Source organism: Massilia sp. CCM 8734 (genome assembly GCF_011682155.1).
GTDB lineage: Bacteria > Pseudomonadota > Gammaproteobacteria > Burkholderiales > Burkholderiaceae_D > Telluria_A > Telluria_A rubra.
In genome coordinates this window covers 33,454-59,692 of record NZ_WHJI01000023.1, presented here as the reverse complement: position 1 = coordinate 59,692, position 26,239 = coordinate 33,454, and the positions used below count along the sequence as shown (strand labels likewise).

Annotated in this window: 27 protein-coding genes; 15 read left to right on the top strand and 12 right to left on the bottom strand. The window is 63.6% G+C overall.

Annotation, left to right across the window (positions count from 1 at the left end; all coding sequences use genetic code 11):
• Window positions 1–205 precede the first annotated feature (205 nt).
• Window positions 206–1,870 carry a methyl-accepting chemotaxis protein gene (locus F2P46_RS38580; protein ID WP_166893685.1) on the top strand — a complete coding sequence of 555 codons (1,665 nt, stop codon included), beginning with the start codon at window positions 206–208 and terminating at the stop codon, window positions 1,868–1,870.
• Window positions 1,871–2,011: 141 nt separating this feature from the next.
• On the opposite strand, the gene F2P46_RS20770 is transcribed toward F2P46_RS38580, so the two are convergent.
• Genes F2P46_RS20770 through F2P46_RS20755 form a run of 4 tightly spaced genes read right to left on the bottom strand, consistent with a single transcriptional unit; the run spans window position 2,012 to window position 6,297 of the window.
• On the bottom strand, window positions 2,012–3,160 hold the full coding sequence (locus tag F2P46_RS20770; RefSeq protein ID WP_166893683.1) for an FAD-dependent monooxygenase: 1,149 nt from the start codon (window positions 3,158–3,160) through the stop codon (window positions 2,012–2,014).
• Complete coding sequence (pepP, locus tag F2P46_RS20765; RefSeq protein WP_166893681.1) at window positions 3,160–4,509, bottom strand: Xaa-Pro aminopeptidase; 1,350 nt, start codon at window positions 4,507–4,509, stop codon at window positions 3,160–3,162. The genes F2P46_RS20770 and pepP overlap by 1 nt, the downstream gene beginning before the upstream one ends.
• On the bottom strand, window positions 4,506–5,228 hold the full coding sequence (gene murU, locus F2P46_RS20760) for an N-acetylmuramate alpha-1-phosphate uridylyltransferase MurU (RefSeq protein WP_166893679.1): 723 nt from the start codon (window positions 5,226–5,228) through the stop codon (window positions 4,506–4,508). Before murU ends, pepP begins: the two co-directional genes overlap by 4 nt.
• Window positions 5,229–5,241: 13 nt before the next feature.
• Window positions 5,242–6,297: a phosphotransferase gene (locus tag F2P46_RS20755; protein ID WP_166893677.1), complete on the bottom strand. Its 1,056-nt coding sequence runs from the start codon at window positions 6,295–6,297 to the stop codon at window positions 5,242–5,244.
• 97 nt (window positions 6,298–6,394) lie between these two features.
• Between F2P46_RS20755 and F2P46_RS20750 the strand changes: the two genes are divergently transcribed.
• From F2P46_RS20750 to F2P46_RS20730, 5 genes are all read left to right on the top strand, one after another.
• Window positions 6,395–8,620: an LPS-assembly protein LptD gene (locus F2P46_RS20750; protein WP_166893675.1), complete on the top strand. Its 2,226-nt coding sequence runs from the start codon at window positions 6,395–6,397 to the stop codon at window positions 8,618–8,620.
• A gap of 62 nt (window positions 8,621–8,682) precedes the next feature.
• Window positions 8,683–10,056 (top strand): peptidylprolyl isomerase, encoded by a 1,374-nt coding sequence (locus tag F2P46_RS20745; protein WP_166893673.1) that lies wholly within the window; start codon window positions 8,683–8,685, stop codon window positions 10,054–10,056.
• Between the two features lie 4 nt (window positions 10,057–10,060).
• Entirely contained in the window at window positions 10,061–11,179 is a 1,119-nt protein-coding gene (gene pdxA / locus F2P46_RS20740) for a 4-hydroxythreonine-4-phosphate dehydrogenase PdxA (protein ID WP_166893671.1), read from the top strand.
• Between the two features lie 34 nt (window positions 11,180–11,213).
• The gene (gene rsmA / locus F2P46_RS20735; RefSeq protein WP_166893669.1) at window positions 11,214–11,999 is read left to right on the top strand and encodes a 16S rRNA (adenine(1518)-N(6)/adenine(1519)-N(6))-dimethyltransferase RsmA; all 786 of its coding nucleotides are present in this window, start codon (window positions 11,214–11,216) and stop codon (window positions 11,997–11,999) included.
• A 13-nt stretch (window positions 12,000–12,012) separates the two neighbouring features.
• Window positions 12,013–12,366: a DUF5710 domain-containing protein gene (locus F2P46_RS20730; protein ID WP_166893667.1), complete on the top strand. Its 354-nt coding sequence runs from the start codon at window positions 12,013–12,015 to the stop codon at window positions 12,364–12,366.
• Between the two features lie 186 nt (window positions 12,367–12,552).
• On the opposite strand, the gene F2P46_RS20725 is transcribed toward F2P46_RS20730, so the two are convergent.
• Window positions 12,553–14,805 (bottom strand): PhoX family phosphatase, encoded by a 2,253-nt coding sequence (locus F2P46_RS20725; protein WP_166893665.1) that lies wholly within the window; start codon window positions 14,803–14,805, stop codon window positions 12,553–12,555.
• Between the two features lie 221 nt (window positions 14,806–15,026).
• Here F2P46_RS20725 and F2P46_RS20720 point away from each other — a divergent pair, with 221 nt between their 5' ends.
• Entirely contained in the window at window positions 15,027–16,145 is a 1,119-nt protein-coding gene (locus F2P46_RS20720) for a serine hydrolase domain-containing protein (protein ID WP_166893663.1), read from the top strand.
• 252 nt (window positions 16,146–16,397) lie between these two features.
• Here the strand turns inward: F2P46_RS20720 and F2P46_RS20715 are convergent, their stop codons facing one another.
• Both F2P46_RS20715 and F2P46_RS20710 read right to left on the bottom strand, forming a co-directional pair.
• On the bottom strand, window positions 16,398–17,012 hold the full coding sequence (locus tag F2P46_RS20715; protein WP_166893661.1) for a hypothetical protein: 615 nt from the start codon (window positions 17,010–17,012) through the stop codon (window positions 16,398–16,400).
• Window positions 17,013–17,059: 47 nt separating this feature from the next.
• The gene (locus tag F2P46_RS20710; RefSeq protein WP_166893659.1) at window positions 17,060–17,677 is read right to left on the bottom strand and encodes a hypothetical protein; all 618 of its coding nucleotides are present in this window, start codon (window positions 17,675–17,677) and stop codon (window positions 17,060–17,062) included.
• A gap of 227 nt (window positions 17,678–17,904) precedes the next feature.
• Here F2P46_RS20710 and F2P46_RS20705 point away from each other — a divergent pair, with 227 nt between their 5' ends.
• The gene (locus F2P46_RS20705; protein WP_166893657.1) at window positions 17,905–18,621 is read left to right on the top strand and encodes an HAD family hydrolase; all 717 of its coding nucleotides are present in this window, start codon (window positions 17,905–17,907) and stop codon (window positions 18,619–18,621) included.
• Between the two features lie 129 nt (window positions 18,622–18,750).
• Window positions 18,751–19,767, top strand: coding sequence for a heat-inducible transcriptional repressor HrcA (gene hrcA / locus F2P46_RS20700; RefSeq protein WP_166893655.1), 1,017 nt, complete (start codon window positions 18,751–18,753; stop codon window positions 19,765–19,767).
• A 41-nt stretch (window positions 19,768–19,808) separates the two neighbouring features.
• Here hrcA and fur read toward each other — a convergent pair whose 3' ends face one another.
• Complete coding sequence (gene fur / locus F2P46_RS20695; RefSeq protein ID WP_126073843.1) at window positions 19,809–20,237, bottom strand: ferric iron uptake transcriptional regulator; 429 nt, start codon at window positions 20,235–20,237, stop codon at window positions 19,809–19,811.
• Window positions 20,238–20,327: 90 nt separating this feature from the next.
• On the opposite strand from fur, the gene F2P46_RS20690 reads away from it, so the two are divergent.
• The 5 genes from F2P46_RS20690 to F2P46_RS20670 are packed head-to-tail and all read left to right on the top strand — an operon-like array spanning window position 20,328 to window position 23,155.
• Complete coding sequence (locus F2P46_RS20690) at window positions 20,328–20,888, top strand: outer membrane protein assembly factor BamE (protein ID WP_166893653.1); 561 nt, start codon at window positions 20,328–20,330, stop codon at window positions 20,886–20,888.
• A 42-nt stretch (window positions 20,889–20,930) separates the two neighbouring features.
• Window positions 20,931–21,728, top strand: coding sequence for a 4-hydroxy-tetrahydrodipicolinate reductase (dapB, locus tag F2P46_RS20685; RefSeq protein WP_166893652.1), 798 nt, complete (start codon window positions 20,931–20,933; stop codon window positions 21,726–21,728).
• 9 nt (window positions 21,729–21,737) lie between these two features.
• Window positions 21,738–22,394 (top strand): MotA/TolQ/ExbB proton channel family protein, encoded by a 657-nt coding sequence (locus F2P46_RS20680; RefSeq protein ID WP_166893650.1) that lies wholly within the window; start codon window positions 21,738–21,740, stop codon window positions 22,392–22,394.
• Between the two features lie 10 nt (window positions 22,395–22,404).
• Window positions 22,405–22,827: a biopolymer transporter ExbD gene (locus tag F2P46_RS20675; protein WP_166893648.1), complete on the top strand. Its 423-nt coding sequence runs from the start codon at window positions 22,405–22,407 to the stop codon at window positions 22,825–22,827.
• Between the two features lies 1 nt (window position 22,828).
• Window positions 22,829–23,155 carry a barstar family protein gene (locus tag F2P46_RS20670; RefSeq protein ID WP_166893646.1) on the top strand — a complete coding sequence of 109 codons (327 nt, stop codon included), beginning with the start codon at window positions 22,829–22,831 and terminating at the stop codon, window positions 23,153–23,155.
• 66 nt (window positions 23,156–23,221) lie between these two features.
• Here F2P46_RS20670 and F2P46_RS20665 read toward each other — a convergent pair whose 3' ends face one another.
• A complete protein-coding gene (locus F2P46_RS20665; RefSeq protein ID WP_166893644.1) occupies window positions 23,222–23,584 on the bottom strand; it encodes a VOC family protein in 363 nt (120 codons plus the stop codon).
• Between the two features lie 151 nt (window positions 23,585–23,735).
• On the opposite strand from F2P46_RS20665, the gene F2P46_RS20660 reads away from it, so the two are divergent.
• On the top strand, window positions 23,736–24,065 hold the full coding sequence (locus F2P46_RS20660) for a hypothetical protein (protein WP_166893642.1): 330 nt from the start codon (window positions 23,736–23,738) through the stop codon (window positions 24,063–24,065).
• A gap of 186 nt (window positions 24,066–24,251) precedes the next feature.
• On the opposite strand, the gene F2P46_RS20655 is transcribed toward F2P46_RS20660, so the two are convergent.
• From F2P46_RS20655 to F2P46_RS20645, 3 genes are all read right to left on the bottom strand, one after another.
• Window positions 24,252–25,016 (bottom strand): AraC family transcriptional regulator, encoded by a 765-nt coding sequence (locus tag F2P46_RS20655; RefSeq protein WP_166893640.1) that lies wholly within the window; start codon window positions 25,014–25,016, stop codon window positions 24,252–24,254.
• A gap of 53 nt (window positions 25,017–25,069) precedes the next feature.
• Window positions 25,070–25,678, bottom strand: a complete 609-nt coding sequence (locus tag F2P46_RS20650) for a coiled-coil domain-containing protein (protein WP_166893638.1) — start codon at window positions 25,676–25,678, stop codon at window positions 25,070–25,072.
• Window positions 25,679–25,765: 87 nt separating this feature from the next.
• Window positions 25,766–26,167, bottom strand: a complete 402-nt coding sequence (locus F2P46_RS20645; RefSeq protein ID WP_166893636.1) for a hypothetical protein — start codon at window positions 26,165–26,167, stop codon at window positions 25,766–25,768.
• Between the last annotated feature and the right edge of the window lie 72 nt (window positions 26,168–26,239).

Here is a 26,239-nt window from a genome sequence, read left to right as displayed (position 1 = left end):
CGACAGCAATGAATACAAGCACACAACATTGTTGTTCCGCTTGTCGCATCACAAACACAAGACGGGCTGAATTTGTCCTATGTTGATATTGCGCCATTTAACTCGCCGGGCAAGTTCGGTATATTTCTTTGGAGATAGTATTTCTCATGTCGCATTACGCCATGTGCAACCGGCCCGGCAACCGACAACTGAAAGGTCAACGACCATGTTTAAGAACGTGACGATCAAGGCACGGCTCATTTTTGTCATCGGGGTAATCAGCGCCATTTCGCTGGTGATCGGATTGATCGGTTTGCGCAACCTGAGCGTGACCAACGCCTCGCTCAAAACGGTGTACGAGGATCGCCTGGTGGCGGCGGGCATGCTGGCCGAAGTGCTCACGCAGATCCAGCAAAACCAGAACACGCTGGCGTTGGCGGTCAGCGGCGACCCGGCCAAGCTGCCCGAGGCCAGTAGCGATGTCGAGCAGCGTGTACAGAGCAATACGGCGCTCTGGGGCAAGTACATGGAAACCTATCTGACGGAGGAAGAGAAGATCCTCGCCGCCAAATTCACGGCCAGCAGGGAAACCTTTGTGACGCAGGGGATCAAGCCGACGCTGGCGGCGTTCAAGGCCAAGGACGTGCCGGGCGCCGTCGCGCTGGTGCAAGGTGCGCTCACTCAGAACTTCCAGCCGGTGCGCGACAATATGCGCAACCTGATCAACTACCAGCTTACCGTCGGCAAGTCCGAGTACGAGCAGGCTACGGCGCGCTTCGAGACGGCGCGCGCGCTGGCCATCGGCCTGATTGTGCTCAGCATCGCGCTGGGCCTGATGATGGGCGCCGCGCTCATTCGCGGCATCTCGCGCTCGATCGCCGAGGCGCTGCGCTTCGCCAACAACATCGCCGGCGGTAACCTGACCGACACCATCAAAATCGAATCGAACGATGAAATCGGGCAGTTGCTGGCGGCGCTGCAAAAGATGAACGACAGCCTGGTGGAAGTGGTGCGCCGGGTGCGCAGCGGCACCGAAACGATTTCGGTGGCGTCCTCCGAAATCGCGGCCGGCAACCAGGATCTGTCGAGCCGCACCGAGGAGCAGGCCAGCTCGCTGGAGGAAACCGCGTCGTCGATGGAGCAACTGACCTCCACCGTCAAGGCGAGCGCCGACAACGCGCGCCAGGCCAGCACCTTGGCCGAGACGGCGTCGAACGTGGCCACCAAGGGCGGCAACGTGATCGGCAATGTGGTCGATACGATGGGGCGCATCAATGAGGCCAGCAACAAGATCGTCGACATCATCGGCGTGATCGACGGGATCGCGTTCCAGACCAATATCCTGGCCCTGAATGCGGCGGTGGAAGCGGCGCGCGCGGGCGAGCAGGGACGCGGGTTTGCGGTGGTGGCGAGCGAAGTGCGCAACCTGGCGCAGCGCTCGGCGCAGGCGGCCAAGGAGATCAAGGGCCTGATCGGCAGTTCGGTCGAGCAGGTCGAAGCGGGCAGTAAACTCGTGAACGAGGCGGGCAGCACGATGAACGATATCGTCCAGAGCATCCGCCGCGTGACCGACATCATGGGCGACATTGCGGCGGCCAGCGCCGAGCAGACCCTGGGGATCGATCAGATTAACCAGGCCGTCACGCAGATGGACCAGGTGACGCAGCAGAACGCGGCGCTGGTGGAAGAAGCGGCGGCGGCGTCGGAAGCGATGCAGGACCAGGCGCGCCAGCTGGCCGAGGTGGTCAGCGTGTTCAAGTTGAGTGCGGGTGTGGTAGCGGCGGCGCCGCGGCAGATGGCGGCCAGGCCGGCGCCGAAAGCGGTGGCGCGCGCGCCGGTGAAGAAACAGTTGTCGAGCACCGCGCCGACCGAGGATTGGGAAGAATTCTAAGCGCGTCGCTCCCTCCCCCTCCGCGTCGTTCCCGCGCAGGCGGGAACCCAAGTTCGTCGAGTCGTCTGAGGCTGCCGCCCAGAATGGGGTTCCCGCCTGCGCGGGAACGACGGGCTACAGGTAAACGATCAGACTATCGGCTCAGCGCCGTCCGAACATCATCCACTCCCCCAGCAAATTCTTGGCCGGGTTGAAGGTATCGAGCAAGCCCAGCGACAACCCCAGCAACGCCTGTCCCGGCCCCTGATGCGCGAACGCGCGCGCCATGGTGTCGGTCAGCTCCACCACCAGCTTGCGGTCCGTCCGGCGCTCCCGCGCAAACGCGCTCAGCGCCGCCGGACCGGCCTCGCGCGCCAGCAAGCGCGCCAGCACCGCCGCGTCGCGCAGCCCCAGGTTCAAACCCTGCCCGGCCACCGGATGCAAGGTTTGCGCCGCATTCCCGATCGCCACCGTGCGCCCGGTCGCGCCCGGATCGGCATTCAGGCCGAGCGGATACGCAACGCGCGCGGTCGTTCCGGTCATCCGTCCCAAACGCTGGCCGAACGCCTCGCCCAGCTGCGCCAGGAAGCGCGCGTCGTCCAGCGCCAGCAGCGCTTGTGCGCGCTCCGGCCGCACGCACCATACCAGCGCATATTGATGGCCGTCCGGGCCGTCCTGCGGCAGCATGGCCAGCGGCCCTTCTTCGGTAAAGCGCTCGTACGCCCGATGCGCAAGCGGCGCGCTGGTGCTCACGCGCGCAATGAGCGCCGTCTGCCGGTAATCGTGCGTGCGCGAGCGGGCATCCTGTTCGCCGAACACGCCGCCTTCGGCCTGCACCACCACCGCCGCCTGCAGTGCGCGCCCATCGTCGAGCGTGAGCGCGACGTTCTGCGCATGCTCCGCATGCCCGGCCACGCGCGCCGGCCGCAGCACCGCCACCCCGGCGCGCTCGCACGCCCCCGACAGCGCCGCCACCAGGTCGCCGTAACGCGCCACGTAACCGAGCGCCTCGACGCCGTGCTCGCCCCGGTCGATCACGCTGCGTCCGAACTGCCCGCGCCGCGACACGTGCACCTGGTGGATGGCCGTCGAAGGCAGCGGCCAGGCGCCGATTTCTTCGAGCAGCATGCGGCTGCCGTACGACAGCGCGATCGAGCGCGGGTCGGAGAGCGCCACGCCGAGCGCCTTGGCGTCGATCAGGCCGATGCGCGTGCGGTCCATGCCGCGCCGCGCCAGCAGGGCGGCCAGCGCCATGCCAACCGGCCCGGCGCCGCAGATTGCCACGTCAAACTTGGTAAGTGTTGTATCCATCAGGGTCGCATCAGTTGTTCGATATCGTCGGCCAGCTTGGGCGCCGCTGCGCTCAGGATGGTGTGGCCGCCTTGCGTGGCCGGCGTGACCAGCACGTCGTCTTCGATGCGGATGCCGATGTGCCAGAACTGTTCCGGCACGCCTTCGGCGGGACGCACGTAGATGCCCGGTTCGACCGTCAGCACCATGCCGGGCTGCAGCGGGCGCGATGGCTTGTCGTCGAGCGTGACGTCGCGGTAGGCGCCGGCGTCGTGTACGTCCAGGCCCAGCCAGTGGCCGGTGCCGTGCATGTAGAACTGCTGGTGCGCGCGCTCGGCGATGACGTCGTCGACGCCGCCGAATTTGTCCTTCGCCAGCAATCCCAGGTCGAGCATGCCCTGCGCCAGCACGCGCGTGGCGGCGTCGTGGATGTCGCTGTATTTTTGGCCCGGCCGCACCACGTCCAGCGCGGCGTTCTGCGCGGCCAGCACCAGCTCGTAGAGCGTGCGCTGCGGTCCGCTGAAGCGGCCGTTGACCGGGTAGGTGCGGGTGATGTCGGCGGCGTAGCTGTCGAGCTCACAGCCGGCGTCGATCAGCACCAGGTCGCCGTCGCGCGTCTGCGCGTTGTTGGCGTTGTAGTGCAGTACGCAGGCGTTCGCGCCAGAGGCCACGATCGGCGTGTAGGCCGGATACTGGGCGCCGTTGCGGCGGAACTCGTGCAGCAGTTCGGCCTCGATTTCGTATTCGAACATGCCCGGCTTCGACGCCCTCATCGCGCGTGCGTGCGCGATGCCCGAGACGGTCGCCGCGCGCAGCATCACGGCTTGCTCGGCGTCGTCCTTGAACAGGCGCATCTCGTCGAGGATCGCCAGCAGGTCGTGCGCCACCGCCGGCGCGGTGACGCCGCCGCGCGCCTGGCGCCGCACCGCCAGCAGCCAGTTCTTCATTTGCATGTCGAGCGCTGCGCTGTGCCCGAGCGCGTAATACGCGGCCGGGGCGTTGGCCAGCAGCCTGGCCATTTCGCTATCGAGTTCGTCGATCGGAAAGGCGGCGTCAAAAGCGAAGGCGATGCGCGCGCCGTCGGGACCGTGGCGAAAGCCATCCCAGATTTCGCGCTCCACGTTCTTCTGGCGGCAGAACAAGATGGCCTGCGCCGGCTTGTCGGCGTGGGCGGCCACCAGTACCAGCACGCTGTCCGGTTCGGTAAAACCGGTCAGGTAGTAAAAATAGCTGTCGTGGCGATACGGGTAGTCGCTGTCGCTGTTGCGCGGCACTTCGGGCGCGGTCGGCAAAATGGCCACGGCGCCCGGCTGCATGGCCGCGCACAGGCGCGCGCGCCGGGCCGCGAACGGTGAAAGCGCCGTGCTCATGATTGCGCCTTGCGCGCGCCCAGCGGCGCGTTCAGCTCTTCCAGTTGCGCCACGGTGCCGACGTTGACCCAGTCGCCCTCGTAGATTTCGCCGCCCACCTGGCCCAGGTCCGCGTACTGGCGGATCAGGGCGCCCAGGCGCGCATGCGTGCCCGGACGAATAGCCTTGAACATCTCCGGCCGGTACACCCCGATGTTCGAAAAATTCCACTTCGGCTCGCCGTCGTTGGCCACCTGGTACATGGTCAGCCCGAAGTCGCCCTCGGGATTATGGAAGGGGTTCGGGGTCAAGTAGATCCAGCAGGCGTCGCGCTTCTCGGGCGGGTAGGGATTGCCCCACATGTCTTCGTCGACCAGCACGTCGGTGACCTGGGCAAAATCGAAGTACGGGCAGTAGATGTCGGCCGAGAGCACCAGGAACGGCGCCTCGCCCAGCAGGTGCAGCGCGTTGGCGATGCCGCCGGCCGTTTCCAGCGCCACCGTTTCGGGCGAGTAGACGATGCGCGCGCCGTATTTGCCGCCGTCGCCCAGTTCACGCTCGATCGCCTCGCCCATGTAGGCGTGGTTGATGACGATCTCGGTGATCCCGGCGCGCACCAGGTTCAGGATGTGCCAGACGATCAGCGCCCGCCCGCGCACCTTCAGCAGCGGCTTGGGGCACTCGTCCGTCAATGGGCGCATGCGTTCGCCGCGGCCGGCGGCCAGGATCATCGCTTTCATGATTGGCTCCCCATCAGAAGGTGTAGCCCACTTGCGGCACCTTGTCTTCGAAGGCGTCGAGCAGGCGCGCCAGCGGCTTGAGGACGATGTAGCGGTTGCAGGTCTTGCGCACGTAGTCGATCACGGTCGGCAGGTCGCCCAGGTACACGCTCTTGCCGTCGCGGTAGTTCAGGCGGCAGAAGATGCCGAGGATTTTCAGGTGCCGCTGCAAGGCCATGAATTCGAAGTCCTGGTAGAACGCGTCGATGTCCGGATTGACCGGCAGCCCGACCGCCTTGGCGCGCTGCCAGTAGCGTACCACCCAGTCGAGCACGATTTCTTCGTCCCACTGCACGTAGGCGTCGCGCAGCAGCGAGGCCAGGTCGTAGGTGACCGGGCCGAACACGGCATCCTGGAAGTCGAGCACGCCCGGGTTGCCCTGGTCCATGAACATCAGGTTGCGCGAATGGAAATCGCGGTGCATGAAGACTTGCTGCTGGGCCAGGTTGTTGGCAATGATCGCGTCGAATACCTTGGCCAGGGTGGCGCTCTGGGCGTCGGTCATGGTCACGCCCAAATGCTTGCCGACGAACCATTCCGGGAACAGGTTCAGCTCGCGTTCGATGAAGGCGCGGTCGTACTCAGGCAGCACGCCCGGCTCGCTGGCGAGCTGGAACTTGACCAGCGCGTCGACCGCGTCCGAGTACATGTTGGGCGCGTTGTCGACGTCGAGCCGTTGCAGATAGGTGGTGCTGCCGAGGTCCGACAGCAGCAGGAAACCGTTGGCCACGTCCTGCGCCACGATGGCGGGCACGCTCACGCTGGCGGCCAGCAGCAAGCCTTGCACATGGATAAAGGCCGGCACGTTTTCGCGCTCGGGCGGGGCATCCATGGCGATCAGGGTCTGGCCCAGTTTGGCGCGCAGTTCAGGGGCGACGTCGAGCCGGAAGTAGCGGCGGAAGCTCGCGTCGGCCGAGGCCGGACGGCGTGATTCGACCTGGACCAGGCCGAGCGTGGCGAGCCAGGTGGTGAGCTGCGTCAGGCGGGTGTCCGACGATGTTGCGGGGGTGGTGGGGAGCGATGAGGACATGTTGCAGCCTGAGAATCCGATTGAAGGTGAAGATTCCCATATAATAAGGGATTAACCTCAAAAAATCGCCTGCCATGGTGTTTGCACACGTCATTTCATGAGCTTGAAAAAACCGGCAGCTCCCCCCTCGCAGCGTTGGGCCTATGCCCTGACGGCGCTCGTCACCGCCACCGCGGTGCCGCTGCACGCCCAAACCGTCCAAAAGCGCGAACGTACCGAAGATCCCAACCTGCCCGTCACCGTGCGCGCAGAAGAAATCTCCGGCCGCCCCGAACGCGAACTCATTCTTGAGCGCAAAGTTGAACTGAGCCGGGGGCAAACCCGGATGAAAGCCGACCGCGCCTGCTTCAAGAACGTCGAGAATGAAGTCACCGCGAACGGCAATGTCTGGATGGAACGCTTCGGCGATACCTACAAGGGCGAGGAGTTGCAGCTGAACCTGTCTTCGGGCAAGGGCTGGGTGCTTCATCCCGAGTACCGCATGGAGGTCAACAACGCGCAGGGCTCGGCCAGGCGCGTCGATTTCATCAGCGAAGACGAGGCCATCGTCACCGACGGCACCTACACCACCTGCGAAGGCTTGCTGCCCGACTGGTACCTGAAATCGAACACCCTGCGCCTGGACGCCGGGCGCGACGTGGGCGTGGCCGGCAAGACAGTCATCTATTTCAAGGGCGTGCCGATCATCGGCGCGCCGGCGCTGTCGTTCTCGCTGTCGGGCGCGCGCCGCTCGGGCTGGCTGCCGCCGACCATCGGTTTCCGCTCCAAGGGCCGGGCCGAAATCCTGCAACCTTACTATGTCAACATCGCGCCGAACCGCGACCTGACCCTGTATCCGCGCTGGATGCTCGACCGCGGCCTGCAGTTCGGCGCCACCGGACGCTACATCGGCGAAAACGACTACGGCGGCTACGAGGGCAAGACCCACGCCGAAGTCTTGCTCAACGACAAGATCACCAAAACCGACCGCTGGCGCCTCGATTCGCAGCACACCCAGGGCATCGCGCCCGGCTGGTCGTACGGCTGGAACCTGAAGGCGGCCTCGGACGATAATTATCCGAGCGACTTCTCGCAGTCGATCTCGACCAGCGCGGAACGCCAGCTGGTGCGCGAAATCCGCACCGACTACCGCACCAAATACTGGAACGCCTCGGCGCGCGTGCAGAGCTACCAGGTGCTGCAGGACCCGGTCTCGGTGACCGATCCGAGCCGCACCGTGCCGCGTCCCTACGACCGCTTGCCGGAACTGCTGTTCCACGCCGGCCGCTACGACGTCAAGGGCTTCGACTGGGCGGTGGACTCGGAAATGACGCGCTTCTCGCATCCCGACCTGCCGACCGGCAACCGGGCGGTGGTGGTCTCGCAGCTCAGTTATCCGATTGTGCGTCCCGGCTATTTCGTCACGCCCAAGCTGATGCTGCACGCCAGCGCCTACGAGCTCGAAAAAACCAAGGCCGACGCCCCGCGCACGCTCACGCGCTCCCTGCCCACCTTTTCGCTCGACAGCGGGCTGGTGTTCGAGCGCGACGCCAAGCTGACCGGGCGCAAGATGACCCAGACCCTGGAGCCGCGCCTGTTCTACGTCTACACGCCGTACAAGGACCAGAGCAAGTTCCCCAACTTCGACACGTTTGAGGCGACGTTTAACCTGGCCCAGATCTTCAACGAAAACCGCTTCATCGGCAACGACCGCGTGTCGGACGCCAACCAGGTGACGGCGGCCCTGGTCTCGCGCTTTTTGGAGACCAACGGCGCCGAGCGCCTGCGCCTGGTGCTGGGGCAGCGTTTTTACCTCAACGAGCAGCGCGTCCAGCTGGCCAACACGCCGCGCACCGAAAACCGGTCCGACGTGCTGCTGGCCGCGTCGGGTCGCATTTCGGACAAATGGAGCTTCGACAGCGCCGTGCAATACAATGCCAGCGCCAGCAGCGTGGTGACGCAGAACTACGGCGTGCAATGGCAGCCGGGCGAAAAGAAGGTGATCAACGCCGAGTATCGCTATTTGCGCGACGTCGTCAAGAATGCGATGGTATCTTCCCAGTGGCCGCTGTCGAAACGCTGGTATGGCGTGGGCCGGGTCACGTATTCGGTACTGGAACATAAAGTCGTCGAGAGCCTCGTCGGTCTCGAATACCAGGCCGACTGCTGGGTGTTCCGCATGGGTGGGCAGCGTTTCGTGACCACCACGCGCAACACCTCGACGCCGATCTTCTTCCAACTGGAACTGAACGGCTTGTCCAAGCTCGGTTTCGGCAGCCCGCTCGAATCGTTTTACAAGAGCGTTCCAGGCTATACGAGGCTGAACCAGGGCTCGGGCCGCTAAGCGGGACGTCGGATTGTTTTATTCACATGAATATGAGTTCCCAGATTATGCGCAATATCCGTATGCACCAACTCAAGATCGCCGCCGCCTTGCTGTGCGCCCTGACCGCCGGCCAGGTGGCTGCCCAAGCCACGCCGGCCAAGCCGGCAGCGGCCGCGGCCAAGCCGTCGGGCGGCTTTTTGCCGCCGGCCTCGGCCTCGGCCAACGTCATCGATTCGATCGCCGTGGTGGTCAACGATGAAGTCATCACCCGCAACGAAATCACCGCCCGCGTGCGCGCCGTCGAAGGCGCGATGAAGTCACAAAACGCACCCGTGCCCGAGGCGGCCGACCTGCAGCGCCAGGTCATCGAACGCATGATCGTCGAACGCGCCCAGATGCAGCTGGCCAAGGAGATGGGCGTGCGGGTCGACGACACCATGCTCGACCGCGCCATCGGCCGCATCGCCGAGCAGCAGAAGCTGTCGGTGCAAGAGATGCGCAACCAGATGGAAAAGAGCGGCACCACCTTTGCCGCCTTCCGCGAAGAGATCCGCAGCGAAATCATGATGCAGCGCCTGCGCGAGCATGAAGTCGACAACAAGATCCAGATTTCCGACGCCGAGGTCGACACCTACCTGGCCGCCGAAAAAGCCGCCGCCGCCGACAAGGTCGAGATGAACCTGGCGCAGATCATGGTGCGCATTCCCGAAAACGCCTCGCCCGAGCAGATCGCCGCGCGCCGCGCGCGCGCCGACGACGTAATGCGCCAGTTGCGCACCGGTGGCGACTTCGCCAAGATCGCCGCCACCTACTCCGATTCGAGCGATGCGCTCAAGGGTGGCGAAATCGGCTGGCGCGCCGCTGACCGCTTGCCGCCGCTGTTTTCCGACGCGCTCGGCAAACTGAAACCTGGCCAGGTCACGCCGGTCTTGAAGAGCACCACCGGTTTCCACATCCTGAAAATGGTCGACAAGCGCAACCTGGCCGACGCCAGCGCCCCGGCGGCGGTGCAGCAGACGCGCGCGCGCCACATCCTGCTCAAGGTCAGCCCGACCATGACGGCGGCCGACGCCAAGCGCAAGCTGACCGAATTGAAGGAACGCCTCGACAACAAGGCTGCCAAGTTCGAAGAACTGGCGCGCCTGTTCTCCAACGACGGTTCGGCCAGCAAGGGCGGCGACCTCGGTTGGCTGTACCCGGGCGACACGGTGCCGGAATTCGAAACCGTCATGGCCACCCTGAAACCGGGTGAACTGAGCGACGTCATCGAAACCCCGTACGGCTTTCACCTGATCGAAGTCATGGAGCGCAAGAGCGATGACCAGAACAAGGAACGGGTGCGCATGGCTGCGCGCCAGGTGATCCGCGACCGCAAGCTCGAAGAAGCGACCGAAGACTGGGCGCGCCAGGTGCGCGACCGCGCCTACGTCGAATTCCGCGACGAGAACAAGTAAGCGCATGCGGCAGGCAAGCACACGGCCGGCGATCGCCATCACCACGGGCGAACCGGCCGGGATCGGGCCGGAAATCTCGATCCGCGCCGCCTGGGCCATGCGCGCGCAGGTCAACTGCGTGCTGCTCGGCGACGCCGCCTTCCTGGCGCTCACCGCCAGCCTGATCGACCCCGATATCCAATTGGCCGCCTTGTCGGTGCAGGCGCTGCGCAACGGCGGCCTGCCGCAGTTCGGCCCATCGCGCATTTGCGTCATCGACGTGCCGCTCGGCGCCCACGTGGTGCCGGGCGTCCTGGACCCGGCCAACGGCCGCGCGGTGCTGGCCACGCTCGACCTGGCGGTCGAAGGCGCGCGCGCCGGCTGGTTCGACGCCATGGTCACCGCGCCGCTGCAAAAGAGCACCATCAACGACGCCGGCGTGGCTTTTTCGGGCCACACCGAATACCTGGCCGAGCAGACCGCCACCGCGCAGGTGGTGATGATGCTGGCCGGCGAAACCGCGTCGGCTACCGCGTCGGCTACCGGGTCGGCTACCGCGTCGGCTACCGCGTCGGCTACCGCACCTGACACGCCAGACAATGTTGCGCTGCGGGTGGCGCTGGCCACCACCCATTTGCCGCTCAAGGATGTCCCGGCGGCGATCACGCGCGAGGGGTTGGGGCGGGTAATCGACATCATTCACCACGACCTGAAGACCAAGTTCGGCATTGCCGCCCCGCGCATCCTGGTCACCGGTCTCAATCCGCACGCGGGCGAGAACGGCTACCTGGGACGCGAGGAAATCGACACCATCACGCCGGCGCTGGAAGCGGCGCGCGCACGCGGCATCGACGCGCGTGGGCCGTATCCGGCCGATACCCTGTTCCAGCCCAAGTACCTGATGGACGCCGACTGCGTGCTGGCCATGTACCACGACCAGGGCCTGCCGGTGCTCAAATACGCCACCTTCGGGCGCGGCGTGAACATCACCCTCGGCCTGCCGCTGATCCGCACCTCGGTCGACCATGGCACCGCGCTCGACCTGGCTTGCGCCGGGCTGGGACAAGCCGACTGTGGCAGCATGGAACAAGCCATCCGCACTGCATTGCAGATGGTGGACGCACAGCGCGCATCACAGCTGTAGATTGCACCCTTAGAACCGCATTGAGAAGAAGAATATGAAACACGTCGCCCGCAAGCGCTTCGGCCAGAATTTTTTGACCGACAAACTCGTCCTCGATAACATCATCGACGCCATCGGACCCGAGAAGGGCCAGGCGATGGTCGAAATCGGGCCGGGCCTGGCCGCCATGACGGCGCTGCTGCTCAAGCGCCTCGACCACATGCACGTGGTGGAACTGGACCGCGACCTGGTCGCGCGCCTGGAAAACAACTTCCCGCGCGAGAAGCTGACCATTCATTCGGGCGACGCGCTCAAGTTCGACTACGGCCTCATTCCGGTACCGGAAGGGCAGAAGCTGCGCGTGGTCGGCAACCTGCCGTACAACATTTCGAGCCCGCTGCTGTTTCACCTGGCCGACTTCGCGCACCTGATCGAAGACCAGCACTTCATGCTGCAAAAAGAAGTCGTCGAGCGCATGGTGGCCGCGCCCGGCAGCAAGACGTACGGACGCTTGTCAGTGATGCTGCAGTGGCGTTACGACATGTCGCTCATGTTCATCGTGCCGCCGACCGCGTTCGACCCGCCGCCGCAGGTGGAGTCGGCCATCGTGCGCATGGTGCCGGTGCCGGCCGAACGCAAACTGGCGTGCGACGGCCCGACCCTGGAGGCGGTGGTGATGAAGGCGTTCTCGCAGCGCCGCAAAGTGATCCGCAACTGCATGGCGGGGATGTGTACCGAAGCGCAACTGGTCGAAGCCGGAATCGACCCGTCGATGCGTCCGGAGACGGTCGGCCTGGCGCAGTATGTGGCGCTGTCGAATTTGCTCAAGCAGCCGGCCTGACAGGAGTGCCCTCATGATCATGCTCAAAGTTCCGTACGCCGAAAAAGACGAGGCCAAGGGCCTGGGCGCGCGCTGGAACAAGGATAGCAAGCTGTGGTACGTGCCGGACGGGGTCGATGCGGCGCCGTTCCAGCGCTGGGTGCTCAAGGGCGTGCCGCCGCCGGCGTCGGGCAAGCCATCGGGTGCGCCGGCGGGCAGGGTCGATTCGTATGTGGGCAAGCAGGTCGTGGGAGCGCGCTATGTGGCGCTGGAACACGGGTGCAATCCGTTCGCGCCGTGCGCGGAGTGCGGGCCGAAGCTGGCCGCGTCGGGATGGACCGATGCGCGTGCCGAGGTGCTGCGCATTGTGGGTGGTTTGAAGACGTAAACGCTAGCTGGATTTTGGCTGCATTCTTTAGCCACCAACCCAAAAACCGTCATTCCCGCGAAGGCGGGAATCCAAGGCACCGTCGCTTAGCGTAGAGGCCTTGGATTCCCGCCTTCGCGGGAATGACGGTTTTGAGGCAGGTGGGAACGAGGCCTGATCAGGCCCGCCCACCTTCCAAATCGCTACTTACGTCCCGATCCGGCCGCCATCATTCTTGGTGATCACAATGGTCGCCGAACGCGGGCGCTTGCCCGGGCCGTAGCCGGCGTTGCTCGGCCACTGGCTTGTGTACTTCGACGGATCGGCCAGATTCGCCTGCGCGGTGTTCTCGCCCGGGTGCTGGATGTTGATGAACATCGACTTGCCATCCGGCGTTTCGCAGATACCCGTGATTTCCGAACCCGCAGGGCCGACCAGGAAGCGCTTGAGCGTTTCCGCTGTCGGCTTCTTGCCCACATACGTATCGACCGCCAGGGTGCCGCCAGCCGCTTTCGGATGGTTCAGGGTGACCTTGGCGCCGTCGCCGACCGTGCCCGGCACTGCCGCCAGCATCATGCAGTTGGTGACGTCGGTGTAGGCGCCATCGTCGGTCTGGATCCAGCAGATGCCGGTGTACGGGCTAAATGCCAGGCCGTCCGGGCTCGAGAAATCCTGGTCCGCGGTCAGGTTCGATAGGTTCACGAAGCCGCCATTGGCGCCCGCTTCGGCGCCGAACAGGTACACATCCCAGGTAAAGCTGGTGGCTGCCGAGGCGCCGGCGCCTTCTTTCATGCGCAGGATATGGCCGTTCGGATTACCGGCTTGGGCCGAGCTGCCTTTCATGTCGGTGTAGGCGCGCGGGTTCGAGCTGTCCGGTGCAAGTTGCGACGAGGTCGGGTCGACCGCGCGGTTCGAGTTGTTGGTCAGCGAGTAGTAGATCTCGCCGTTGGCCGGATTGACCGAGCACCACTCGGGACGGTCCATCTTGGTCGCGCCAACCGCATCGGCGGCCAGGCGGGCGTTGACCGCAATGTCGGCCTGGTCGGCGAACTTGTAGGCGCCGTACGCGGCGATGGCGGCGTTCGACATGGCCAGCTCGATCCACTGGCCAGTGCCGTCGGCGTTGATTTTGGCGACATACAGCTTGCCGCTGTCGAGGTATTTGTCGCCCGTGGCCATGCGGTCCGTGGCGGTCGCGTCGGCGGCTGCCCAGACGGCGCTCGAGACGAATTTGTAGATGTACTCGTTGCGCGAATCGTCGCCCATGTACACGGCCAGCTGCTGGCCGACCACCGGGTTGCCGAAGGCGGCGCTTTCGTGGGCGTAGCGGCCCAGGGCCGTGCGCTTCTTGGCCGACTTGGACTTGTCGTACGGGTCCATTTCGACGATGTAGCCCATGCCGTTCATTTCGTTGCGGTAGTCGTCGCTGCCGTCGGCCGACGCGCCTTTTTTGCTGATGTCCCAGCGTGCGTACTTGTCGTCGGTGCCGGCGCTTTCCCAGCCGTGGCGCGAAGTGGCGCCCTGGTTGCGGCCGTAGCGCTTGAGCGAGGCGATGCTCTTGTCGCCGGCGCGGGCGGCGTCGTCGGCGGCGCCACGCACGAAGTAGCCGGACCAGTTTTCTTCACCGGTCAGGAACGAGCCCCATGGCGACTTGCCGGTGCCGCAGTTGTTCAGGGTGCCGCGCGTCTTGGTGGCGGTCGGCGAGTATTTGGTCTTGAGCAGGGCATTGCCGCGCGCGGGACCGGACAGTTCGATGTCGGTCAGCGGGGTAATGCGGTGGTTGAAGGAGGACTCCTTGACATAGGACCAGGCGGCGCCGGTCTTCTTGACTTCGACCACGCTCACGCCGTGGATCGCCACTTCCTTGTCCACTTCCGACGCGGGGCGCGGCAGGGTGGTCACGCCGCCATTGGCGTGCAGGAAGAAGGACGACAGTTTCGAGTCGGTGGTCGCTTCGTGGTTCACGGCCAGCAGGCCGCGGTCCGAGCTGGTGGTGGTAGCGCTGCCGGTGGCCGACAGGCCATAGAACTCCATGCCGTCGTGATGGTCGCCGGCGCGGGTGTCGAAGTTGTTGTCGGTGCCGTCGTTCTTGAAGGCCGGGGTGGTGCCGTTGAGCGGGTCGCCCAGCGCATAGATGACCGAGGCGGTGTAGCCGGCCGGGACGCTGACCATGTCGGCCAGGCTTTTCGGCACGGCCGTGAAGGCCAGCAGTTTTTCAGCCGCGACCGGCGGCGGGGTCGGCGTTGGTGTCGGCGTGACCGGCGCCGGGTCGTCGCTGCTGCAGGCCGACAGACCGACTGCGCCGAAAATCGCCGTGGCGGCCGAGGCCATGCCGCCGCGCAGCAGGCTGCGGCGGCTCAGGCGGGCGTTCAGCACCGTGTTGAAGTGTTCGTTCGGCGAATCATTGCAGTCGATGTCATCTGGATCGATGGAGCTAACCAGATCGTTTGGCTTGTTCATGAAGGTCCTATGGCTGGGGGGTGGATTTAGCAAGCCGGATTCTAGCCAGCCCAGATGACCGTGCCGTGACGGCAAGATGACAGGAAGATGACAAGCTATCCATCACCTGTGCGGTCCATCCGGAAATATCATTTCCAAATAGCCAACGTTGCCCATTTTCATGCCATGATGACGTGGCGCTTGCCGACCCGGTTTGCCACCACCCTAAGGAATGTCACCCGATGAGATTTGCACGCACATTGTGTTTTTTGCTCGCCAGCCTGACTGCCAGCCTGCCCGGTGCGGCCGTGCTGGCCGCGCCTGCCGCCGGGACCGCGCCGGCGGCCGAGAGCGCGGCCAACGAGGCGGTCCTGGAATATATTCGCGCCGAAATGCAGGAGCGCCGCATTCCGGGCATGCAGATTGTTGTGATCCAGCATGGGAAGGTAGTGCTGTCGGGCGCGTTCGGGGTGGCCAATCTCCAGCACAAGGTGCCGGTGGGCGAGGGCACCGTGTTTTCGATCAATTCCGCGACCAAATCGTTTACCGGCGTGGCCATCATGCAGCTGGTCGAGCAGGGCAAGTTGGCGCTCGATGCGCCGCTGTCGCGCTATCTGGACGGCTTGCCGGCGTCGTGGCGGGGCGTGAGCATCGCCCAGTTGCTCAACCATACGTCCGGGCTGCCCGACGTTCTCGATGCGCAGGGCGACTTGCTGCCGGGCGGCATGGACGGAGCGTGGAAAACCGCGCTGGGCACGCCGCTGCAGTTTTCACCTGGCCAGCGTTTCAGCTATAACCAGACCAATTATGTGCTGCTGGGGAAAATCATCGACCGCCTCAGCGGCAAGCCTTTTGTGGAATTCATCCGGGGCGGGCAGTTCGAGGTGGTGGGCATGCCCAACAGCAGTTTTGGCGACACCGGCGACATCATCATGGGCAAGGCCAATTCCTACCGCTTCGCGGGCGGTGTGCTGCGCAATGTGGTGGAGGAATTTCCCCCGGCCATGCGCACCGGCGCCGGCATGAATACCACCGCGACCGAGCTGGGCAAGTGGATCGTGGCCCTCCAGCAAGGGCGTCTGCTCAATCCGGCCAGCCTGGCGGCGATGTGGACGCCATCGACCTTTGCCGACGGGCGCCCGGCGCCGTGGGCCTTGGGCTGGCCGGCGATCCGCCGCGGCCCCGGGGTGCAGCGCGCAGTGGCCGGCAATGGCGGCGGACGTTCGGCTTTTTATGTGTATCCCGACGACGACCTGGCGGTTATCATCTTGACCAACCTGGCCGGGGGCCGGCCGGACCAGTTGATCGACACCGTGGCCGGTTTTTATGTGCCGGCCCTGCGCAAGAGCGCCGTGCGCTGAACCGCACGCCAGAGAAGCGAAGGCGGCCGCGCCTGTGAGGCCGGAACGGCGCCGCAAGCCGGAACGCAGGTTAGAACGAAAGCCGGGACAAAAAAAAGCCCGCTGTGAAGCGGGCTTGAAATCCAATTCTTTTTGAGGAGAGTTGGAGGAGACAGGTGCAATTATGCTGCGCTACAGCATATCAGGCCAATTTATCTTTGGAATATCAGTTATGCCTTTTGCAAATATCACCTTCACAAGCCCTCGATCGCCTTACTTTTCGCGGCACAGCACGTTGACGTTGGTCACCTCGGCATCGCCCATTTCGCCGATGCCACGGTCCACCGAGCAGACCAGCTTGCCGCCGTCCGGCTGTTGCAGGACCGACACGCCGTAGCTGGTGCCGAAGGCGATCGCACCGCCGAATTTATACGTTTGCGCATCCTTGGCGACGTTGATCCTGTCGCTGCTGCCGTTGATCAGCACCAGGTTTTCGCCGACATACGGCTTGGCCGCGCCATCGGCGCCGACGATCTTGACGTTGCCGCCGATCAGATAGGTGTAGTCCCTGCAAGTAATGGTGACGTTGATGGCAGCCTGGCGCCCGGCGGTGTCTTTGCTGTTGTCCGGGGTGCAGTCCTGGTGCAGCGCGCTGGTTTTCACCTTCACGTCGTACTGCACGCCGTATTCGATGGCGTTAGGAAAGCGGAAGCTGGTGGCCTTGGCATCGACCGGCAGGTCGTTCATGCCGATATTGCTCAGGACCAGGCCAGAGTGCTTCAGATTGACGACTTTGCCTTCGACAGGGAAGGTCGCTTTGCCGCCGCACGCGGCCAGGCCCAGGGCGAGGGTCAGCAGCAGCGAATGGCGCAGGACGGATGACTTCATGAAATTCTCCAGAAAATAGGGCGCCGCCCGCTCGGGGGCGGCCGGGATCAGTTGCAGGTGATGAGGATGTTGTCGACGTCGGTCTTGCCCATGATGCCGATCGCGTTGTCGATGCGGCAGGTCAGGCCGGGCGGCTGCTGCAGCACGCTCAAGCCGTACGCCTGGGTTTCGCCGACTTGGCCAGGCATGGGTACGGGTTTCTTTTCATCGATGGGATCGACCCGCAGGTTGAATGTGCTCTGGTTGGCGCGAATGTTCAGGCGATGGGTGCCGTTGATGATCACCAGCGGCTCGGTGGTCAGGCCAACGATCTTGCCTTTGACATCGTGCGGTTTCAGGGTGCAGCTTACGCCGATCTGGCCGATGCCGTAGGTGCTCGACTTGCCCTTGCCGTTGACCATCTTGCAGGTGGCGTTCGAGGGAATCGATTTGAAGGTAATGTCGTACTCGGTATTGACGGCGATCAGGTCCGGGAACACGAAGCTGCCCGCGAACGGCTCGACCTTCAATTCCGGTCCACCCTTGTTCTGCAGCACCAGGCCGTCGATGGTGACGCCTTCGACGACGCCCCTCAATTGCATGGTGCCATCATCGTCGCCGCCGCAAGCGGCCAGGCTGAGCGCGCACGCAAGTGCCACGGCGGAACGCAGGTACAGATTTTTCATACTTTCTCCAAAACGAATGCGGGTAAGGTGGGGAGGCTGGGCCGCCGATGGGCAGCTTGATATGGACGTCATTTTAGAGCATTTGTCAACGCCGCGGCTCATTGCCTTGTATCGGGGTGTAAGGCCGCCGCCGTGGCGCTCCCGTCCTGGTGCGCGCGCCCGACAGTCCGGTTGATTTTCAGGCTGTGCCTCGCTATGCTGGAAGCGGACCAACTACCGAGAAGAACATGCCGACCACGCCACGCCGCACCTGGCCCAAAGCCATCCTGTTCGACCTGGACGATACGCTGTGGCCGATCGCCCCGGTCATCCTGCAAGCGGAGCAAACCCTGCACGCCTGGCTGCACAGCAACGCGCCCCGGGTGGCCGAGCGCTTCACCATCGACGCCCTGCGCCAGGCGCGCCTGGCCTTGCTGGCGCAGCAGCCCGAATTCGAACTCGACCTGGGCGCCTTGCGCCGCGCCGGCCTGCTGTCGGCCTTCGAAGCGGCCGGCGAAGACGCGGCCAAGGTCGAGCAGGCCATGGTCCATTTCTATGCCGCGCGCAATGCCGTCATCCCCTACGACGACGTGGTGCCCGGCCTGTTGCGCCTGAAAGCCCGCAGCATGCTCGGCTCGGTTACCAATGGCAATGCCGACCTGCAGGCGATCGGCCTGTCGCACCATTTCAAGGTGTCGGTGGCGGCCAGCCAGTTCGGCCGCGCCAAGCCCGACGCCGCAATTTTCCTGGCCGCCTGCGCCGAGCTCGGGGTCGACCCGGCCGACGCGGTGTATGTGGGCGACGATGTGCTGCTCGACGTGCAGGGCGCCCAGCGCGCCGGCCTGCGCGCGGTTTGGCTCAACCGTACCGGCAGCGAGCGCCACCTCGAGCACGGCGTGGCGCCGGACGCCATCTGCCGCAGTTTCGACGAGCTGCTCGACTGGCTCAAGCGCGAGCACGACTGAGGCGCCGAATGCGGCGCATGCGCCGCGCCTGCCACATAAAGCCCCGCCACGCTGGCGAACGTGCATAATAAGCGGATCAGCACTTGTGCTTGGCCTTGTTTTTGTCCTTACCGCCCCTCACCTAGAATCATGCAACTCGATACCCGCGCGCAAACGCTGCTCAAAGCCCTGGTCGAACGGTATATCGCCGACGGCCAGCCGGTGGGGTCGCGCGCGCTGTCGAAAATCTCCGGACTCGACCTCTCGCCCGCCACCATCCGCAACATCATGGCCGACCTGGAAGAGCTCGGCTATGTGGCCAGCCCGCACACCTCGGCCGGCCGCATTCCGACTCCGCGCGGCTACCGCATCTTTGTCGATACCTTGCTGACTGTGCAACACCTCGACGAGCACGCGGTCGACGCGCGCCTGCGCCTGCCGGCCCAGCAGCCGCAAAAGATGATCGCCAATGCGGCGCAGATGCTGTCGTCGCTGTCGCAGTTCGCCGGCGTGGTGCTCAGTCCGCGGCGCGAATCGGTGTTCCAGCAGATCGAATTCTTGCGCCTGTCCGAAAAGCGCATCCTGCTTGTCATTGTCGACCCGCGTGGCGACGTGCAGAACCGCCTGCTGTTGACCGAAGCCGACTACACGCCGGCGCAGCTGGTGCGCTCGGCCAATTACATCAACCAGAATTACGGCGGCCTGTCGTTCGACGACGTGCGCACGCGCCTGACCAAGGAACTGCGCCAGTTGCGCGACGATATGGGCAGCCTGATGCAGGCAGCGGTCGAAGCCGGCAGCGAGGCGATGACCGACCAGTCGGACGACATGGTCATTTCCGGCGAGCGCAACCTGTTGAGCGTGTCGGACCTGTCGTCCAACATGAGTTCGCTGCGCCAGATGTTCGACATGTTCGAGCAAAAGACCGGGCTGATGCAGTTGCTCGATGTGTCGAGCAAGGCGACCGGGGTGCAGATCTTTATCGGCGGCGAGTCGAACCTGGTGCCGATGGATGAAATGAGCGTGGTGACCGCGCCCTACGAGGTCAACGGCAAGATCGTCGGCACCCTGGGCGTGATCGGGCCGACCCGCATGGCGTACGAGCGCGTCATTCCAATCGTCGATATCACCGCCAAGCTGCTCTCGAACGCGCTCAGCCACTCGTGAGCGTAGCGCGGCGCGGCGCAGTAGCTTGGTCGAGGTTCCCCTTAGGTTTTGTGGGGGCAGGCTGGCTTGACGCAGTTGCCGTAGATCGCCAGCGCGTGTTCGGCAATCTTGAAGCCGCGCTCGACCGCCACCTTGTGCTGGCGCGATTCGATCTCGTCGTCGTAGAACTCTTCCACCCTGCCGCAGTCGAGGCACACCAGGTGGTCGTGGTGGGAGCCGGCGTTGAGCTCGAAAATCGCCTTGCCGGTTTCGAAATGGTTGCGGTTGAGCAGGCCCGCTTGCTCGAACTGGGTCAGGACGCGATACACGGTGGCCAGGCCGACATCCATATTATCGGTCAACAAAATCTTGTAAACGTCTTCTGCGGTCAGGTGGCGCACCTCGCTGTTCTGGAAAATCTCGAGGATTTTCAGGCGGGGCAGGGTGGCTTTCAGGCCGCTGGCTTTGAGGTCGCTGGGATTGTTACTCATGTTTGTTACTCGTATATTGGCGTAGTGCTTTATCATATAGCGTTTTAGACGGAGGTGCCTAGGCTTCCGTACAACGATTTGAGGTCATCTATGCCTGTCGATACTGCCGTTTTGCCCCGTTTTAGCCTGCGCGCGCCCCTGATGGCGACCTTGGCCGGGGCCGTCCTGAGCCTGTCCGGCTGCACCATGTTCGGTGGCGCCAAGGATCCCGTGGTCCCGGTCAGCGCCTCGCCCGACGCCGGCGCCCAGACCGTGCAGGCCAGCAAGCTGCAAAAGTTCCTGTGGATCTTCTCGCCGTATCGTCCCGACATTCAGCAAGGTAACTTCATCTCCCAGGAAATGCTGACCCAACTCAAGGTCGGCCAGACCCGCGAGCAGGTCAAGTTTCTTCTCGGCACGCCGCTGCTGACCGACATCTTCCACGCCGACCGCTGGGACTTTCCGTTCTACCTGGCGCGTGGCGATGGCGAGCTGACCAGCAGCCGGGTCACGGTCTACTTCAAGGATAACAAGGTCGAGAAATTCGACGGCGGCAACCTGCCGACCGAGAAAGAATACATCGCGCGCATCGCCGGTCCGTCCAAAGTGGCCGCCAAGCAAGCGCCGAAGCGGGAAGAAGCCGGTTCGGCCTCGATCAAGATCACTAAATAAGTCATTCCATACCAGCGCACCGGTAGCACGAGGGTCGGCACAATGAATCAGATGAAAATTGCAGTAGCGGGCGCCGACGGGCGCATGGGACGGATGCTGGTGGACGCGCTCGCCGCGGCGCCGGACGCCGTGCTGGCCGGCGCGCTCGGCCTGGCCGGCTCGCCCGCCATCGGCCAACTGGTCGGCCCGGCTCCCGGCGTGACGATCGAAGCGGACCTGGGCGCCGGCCTGTCTGGCGCCGATTTCCTGATCGACTTCACCCGCCCCGAAGGCACGCTCAAGCATCTTGCGTATTGCGCCGAGCACGGCATCAAGCTGATCATCGGCACCACCGGTTTCGACGATGCCGGCAAGGCCGCGATTGCCGCCGCCGCCGAAAAAACCGCAATCATGTTCGCTCCGAACATGAGCGTGGGTGTGAACGTCACCCTCAAGCTGCTCGAACTGGCCGCCAAGAGCATGTCCGAGGGCTACGACATCGAAATCATCGAAGCGCACCACCGCCACAAGGTCGATGCGCCGTCCGGCACCGCGCTCAAGATGGGCGAAGTCATCGCCGACGCGCTCGGGCGCGACCTGAAGGAATGCGCCGTCTATGGGCGCGAAGGCGTCACCGGCGAACGCGATCCGTCGACCATCGGCTTTGCCACCATCCGCGGCGGCGACATCATTGGCGACCATACGGTGCTGTTTGCCGGCACCGGCGAGCGCATCGAAATCAGCCACAAGTCGAGCAGTCGCGCCAGCTACGCCAGTGGCGCCCTGCGCGCCTGCCGCTTCCTGGCCGACAAGGCGACCGGTTTGTACGACATGCAGGACGTGCTGGCACTCAAGAACTAAGGCGGCGTCATGCCACCGGTCAATCATTTCAGCATTGCGCGCTACTGGGAACAGGGCGACGCGCTCAGCCACGCGGTGGCGTATGTGCTGATGCTGATGTCGCTGGTGAGCTGGTTTTTCATCCTGTCCAAAGCCTTCAGTACCTGGCGCGTGCGGCGCGCGGCGCCAGCGCTGGACGCCTTCTGGAGCGCCCCCACTCTGCAGGACGGCATCGCGCTGCTGGCCCTGGCCGACCGCGAGCGCATTTATCTGCCGCTGCCGGCGCAAGGGCTGGCCCACCTTGGGGCCGCCGCCACCCTGGCCGGCGCAATGAGCCGCGACGAACAAATCATCCGCGTGCTGCGCCAGGAAATCACGCGCGCCACCCATCGCATCGAAAGCGGACTGACCGTGTTGGCCTCGATCGGCGCGACCGCGCCGTTTGTGGGCCTGCTCGGTACGGTGTGGGGGATTTATCATGCGCTCTCGAATGTGTCCGCCGCCGGCAGCGTGCAGATCGACAAGATCGCCGGACCGGTCGGCGAAGCCTTGATCATGACCGGCTTCGGGCTGGTGGTGGCCATTCCCGCCGTCCTGGCGTATAACGGCTTGAACCGCCTGAACCGGCTCACGTTGGCCGAGCTCGACGGCTTTGCCCACGATTTGCATTCCTACTTCGGCAGATAAGGGGAACGGCATGGCATTCGGCAGCTTCAATCCATCGCGCCAGCAATCGATGATGAGCGATATTAACGTGACCCCGATGGTCGACGTGATGCTGGTGCTGCTCGTCATTTTCATCATGACCGCGCCGATGTTCACGCATGCGGTCAAGCTCGACTTGCCGCGCGCGCAGGCCGGCGCGGTGCAGCTGCAACCGCACACGGTGAGCATCGCCATCGACGCGCAGGGCTTGCTGTACTGGGGCGACGAGCGGGTCGATGCGGCCGGGCTCGACGCGCGCCTGACACAAGCGGCGCGCCAGGCGCCGCAGCCCGAATTGCAGCTGCGCGCAGACAAAAACACCCGTTACGAAGCCGTGGCCCAGGTCATGGCGGCGGCGCAGTCCCGAGGTCTCGGCAAACTGGGCTTCGTGATCGATCCACACAAGGAGAAATAATATGGCCAGTGCCGAACTGAATGGCGCCTCGATCCTCGGCTGGGATACCTTTCATTCCGAAAGCCGCGCGGCGTTCGGGTTTCCCGAGTATTACGCCAACACGATGGATGCCTGGGTCGATTGCCTGAGCTACCTGCGCGACGAAGACGGCATGACCCGCTTCCGGCTGAAACCGAACGAGGTGCTGGAGATTGTCGTCAAGGATGCGGCATCGATGCGCGAGCGCGTGCCCGACTTGCTCGACGAAATGACTTTCTGCATCGCCGGCATCAACGAGCGCTATGAGGATTACGGCGAGAAGCCGGCGCTGGCGCTGGTGTTGCGCTGAGCAGCCTGGTCGTTTTGCGTAGGGCGCGCGGGCAGCAAGTGCCCGTGCGCCTGATCCGGCTGATGCTCAGCGAACCTTCTTGAGGTCGAAATGCGGATTGTAGATCAGTCCCAAGGTATTGCCGAACGGATCCTTCAACTCGACCACCTTGATCGACTCGCCCACATCCTGGATGGCCGAGTGGATGCTCGCGCCCAGGCCGGTGATGCGTTCGACTTCGGCCTCGATATCGTCCACGCCCCAGTAGGCCACGCAGCCGGGCATGCCGGGTTCCCCCGGGTGCAGCCCCAGTTCGAAGCCGCCGATCTCGAAGCCGATGTAGAACGGCTCATCGAAGTAGGGCGCGGTGCGGAACACCTCGGTGAACCATTTCTTGGCCGCATCCATATCCTGGACCGGGTAGCAGACTGTGCGCATTCCGTTGATCATGATTGTCTCCTGTGAGTGCAAAGCAGCATCGTGCCACGGCGCGCGCCGCTTGTATTGTAAAAATGTAAGGCGGTCAGCTCAGGTCCGCTTTCGGCTAAAAAGGTCGATTGCGCCTGCTTGACCACAAGCCGTTTTTGAATGTCAAAAAGTTATGTTAGATAACTCCCCAGAGAGCAAGATACTCATCAATGCCTGCTTTCTCATCGAGAAATTGCAGAATGAACTAAACAATATCCTGTCTTTTTCAAGTGATCAGCTAAGCCGATGGCATTCGCAGAACGAGGTTCGCCTGGCTCTACTGCTTCAGTTCGCTGAGCAAACTCGGCTTCCTGAAGAATCCTGTGAACGCATTCGGAAAAACGTCTGCATGCTTCATAAACCGCTGACAGGCGCCGTCGACATTTCCGCCGATGACATCGGTAAAACATCTGCCTTGCTCCGTGAAATCGACAATGAGGGGTTCTGCTGCCCGATGATATAAAACTTGCCCCGCCCTGTGTCAATATTGGATCGGCGCCAACACCTTCACCGGCTTGCAGGTCTTCCAGTTGCAGTTCCAGTTGTTCGATCTGGTGATCAAGCGTCTGGTTCCCATCAAAAAATTAGGGGAACGACTTTGCCAGCGACTATTCGCGACGTACAGACGGTGCCGGGACGATGCACACGCTCAGGCCCGCGCGGCGAACGATTCCGGCGTGCTGCCCGACAATTGGCGGAATTCGTGGATCAGGTGCGGCTGGTCGTAGTAGCCCAGCTCGAGCGCGAGGCTGGTCCAGTCGAGCTGCCTGGGGTCGCTGGCGGCGCGGATGCGCGAGCTGGCCTGGCGAAAGCGGCATACGCGCGCGAACTGCTTGGCGCCCAGGCCGACCTTCGCGCGGAACTGGCTGGACAAATGCTGGCGCGACACGCCCAGCTGCGCGGCCAGTGTCTCGATGCGCAGGGAACCGTGGGAGCGTTCGATGGCGCTCACGGCCGCGTCGGCAAGGCCCGGTTTGATGTCGGTCGCCAAGCTGCGCAGGCGCTGCAGCAGCAAGCGTTCGACCGTGGCGACGGCCTGCGTATCGGAGAGGTCGCGCGACCATAGGGCATCGGTGAACTGGCGGGCTGTGGCGCCGTCCCACAGCGCGTCCAGCGAAGGATGCTGGTCGGCCAGTTCGTGCAGCGGCATGGTGAAAAAATGCGCGGCGGCGCCCGGTTTGAAGCGCGCCGCGATAGTGCGCACGGGCTGGAGCACGGGCACGTGGATGACCGTGCTCATCATGCCCGATACCCGGCTCAGCGCGGCCACATCCTGCCACAGGATATCCATGCAGTTATCGGGCAGCACCCGGTGCGTGACGGGGGAGGCGCCGGGCAGCACCTGGCAGGTCCACAGGCAAGCCAGATAGGGCGCCAGCGCGGGCTGGGGCGGGTGTTCCTGGTAGAGGACCATCAGGATGGCTGGGCAAGTGGACAGGAGGCTATTTTACCGTGCCAGGGCGGCGTTCAGGCCAGCAATCCGGGCCAGAAAGTTTTCAGGAATATCGGAATAATCAGGCTGAAAAACAGCGCGCTTACCCACCTGTATTGGGCAAGATCGTTCTTGATCGAGTCCACGCTGGCGCTCAGCCGATCGATTTTGGCTTCAAGGTCAGTCCTGACCTTGTCGATTTTCCCGTCGAGTTGCCTGATATCGGCACTCAGCTCAGTCTTGACCTTGTCGATTGTCCCGTCGAGTTGCCTGATATCGGCACTCAGCTCGGTCCTGACCATGTCGATTTTTCCGTGGAGTTGACCAAATTCGGCACTCGCATCGGTGCGTATCCTCTCTGATTTTCCGTCGAGAAGGCTGATTTTGGTGTTGAATTCGCCTCTGAAGGTGTCGACTTTGGCGCCAAGCTCGGTCTTGGTCGAATCGATCCGCGATGTGAGCCGATCTTCGGTATGCAGAAGATCACGCTGCAAGTCGTTTTTGGTTTGCAAAAGGTCGGCTTCCGACACAACCTCGCTCACTACCGCAGTCAGTGCTTTCGCATGTACATCTGCCTGGCTCCTTGGTACACCGCCCGATTCCAACTGCTGTGCATACCCTATTGCGTCGAATTTGATCGTCATGATGGCAATTTCCGGTAAAGCTTACGTAGCTCAGAAAAAATCCAGAAGATTTAGAGGGACCGCCATGCGCCGCGCTTGATCCTGCTTTCACGGGAAGAAAATTTTGATCGCCATGGCGATGTTCAGCGAAATGATCAGGCCCGACAAGCAGCGGCTAACGGTCAGATCATGTTCGATCGCTTTGAAGCGTGCCTCGAATTCGCGCCTCAGCGAGTCGACTTTTCCATCCACGCTATCGATTTTTGCATCCATGCGGTCGATTTTTGCAGTCAGTTCGGTTTTGACAACATTGATATACAAAACCACCCGCTTCTCGCTCTCTTCGATGTCGTGCCGCAGGCTGCTCTCCAGCCGCAACAAATCCTGCCGGCACACAAACTCGCCAACGACCTCAGTCAGTGCTGTTGCATGCACCTCTGCCTGGTCCCTGGGCACACCGGCATCTTCCAGCCGCTTTGTGTAGGCTAAGGCGTCGAATTTGCTTGTCATGTTGTTTAGACAGTAAGCCCGCCACATAGTTCAGCGAATTTTCGCCCCTTGCCCCCGGCCGTGCCCGGATAC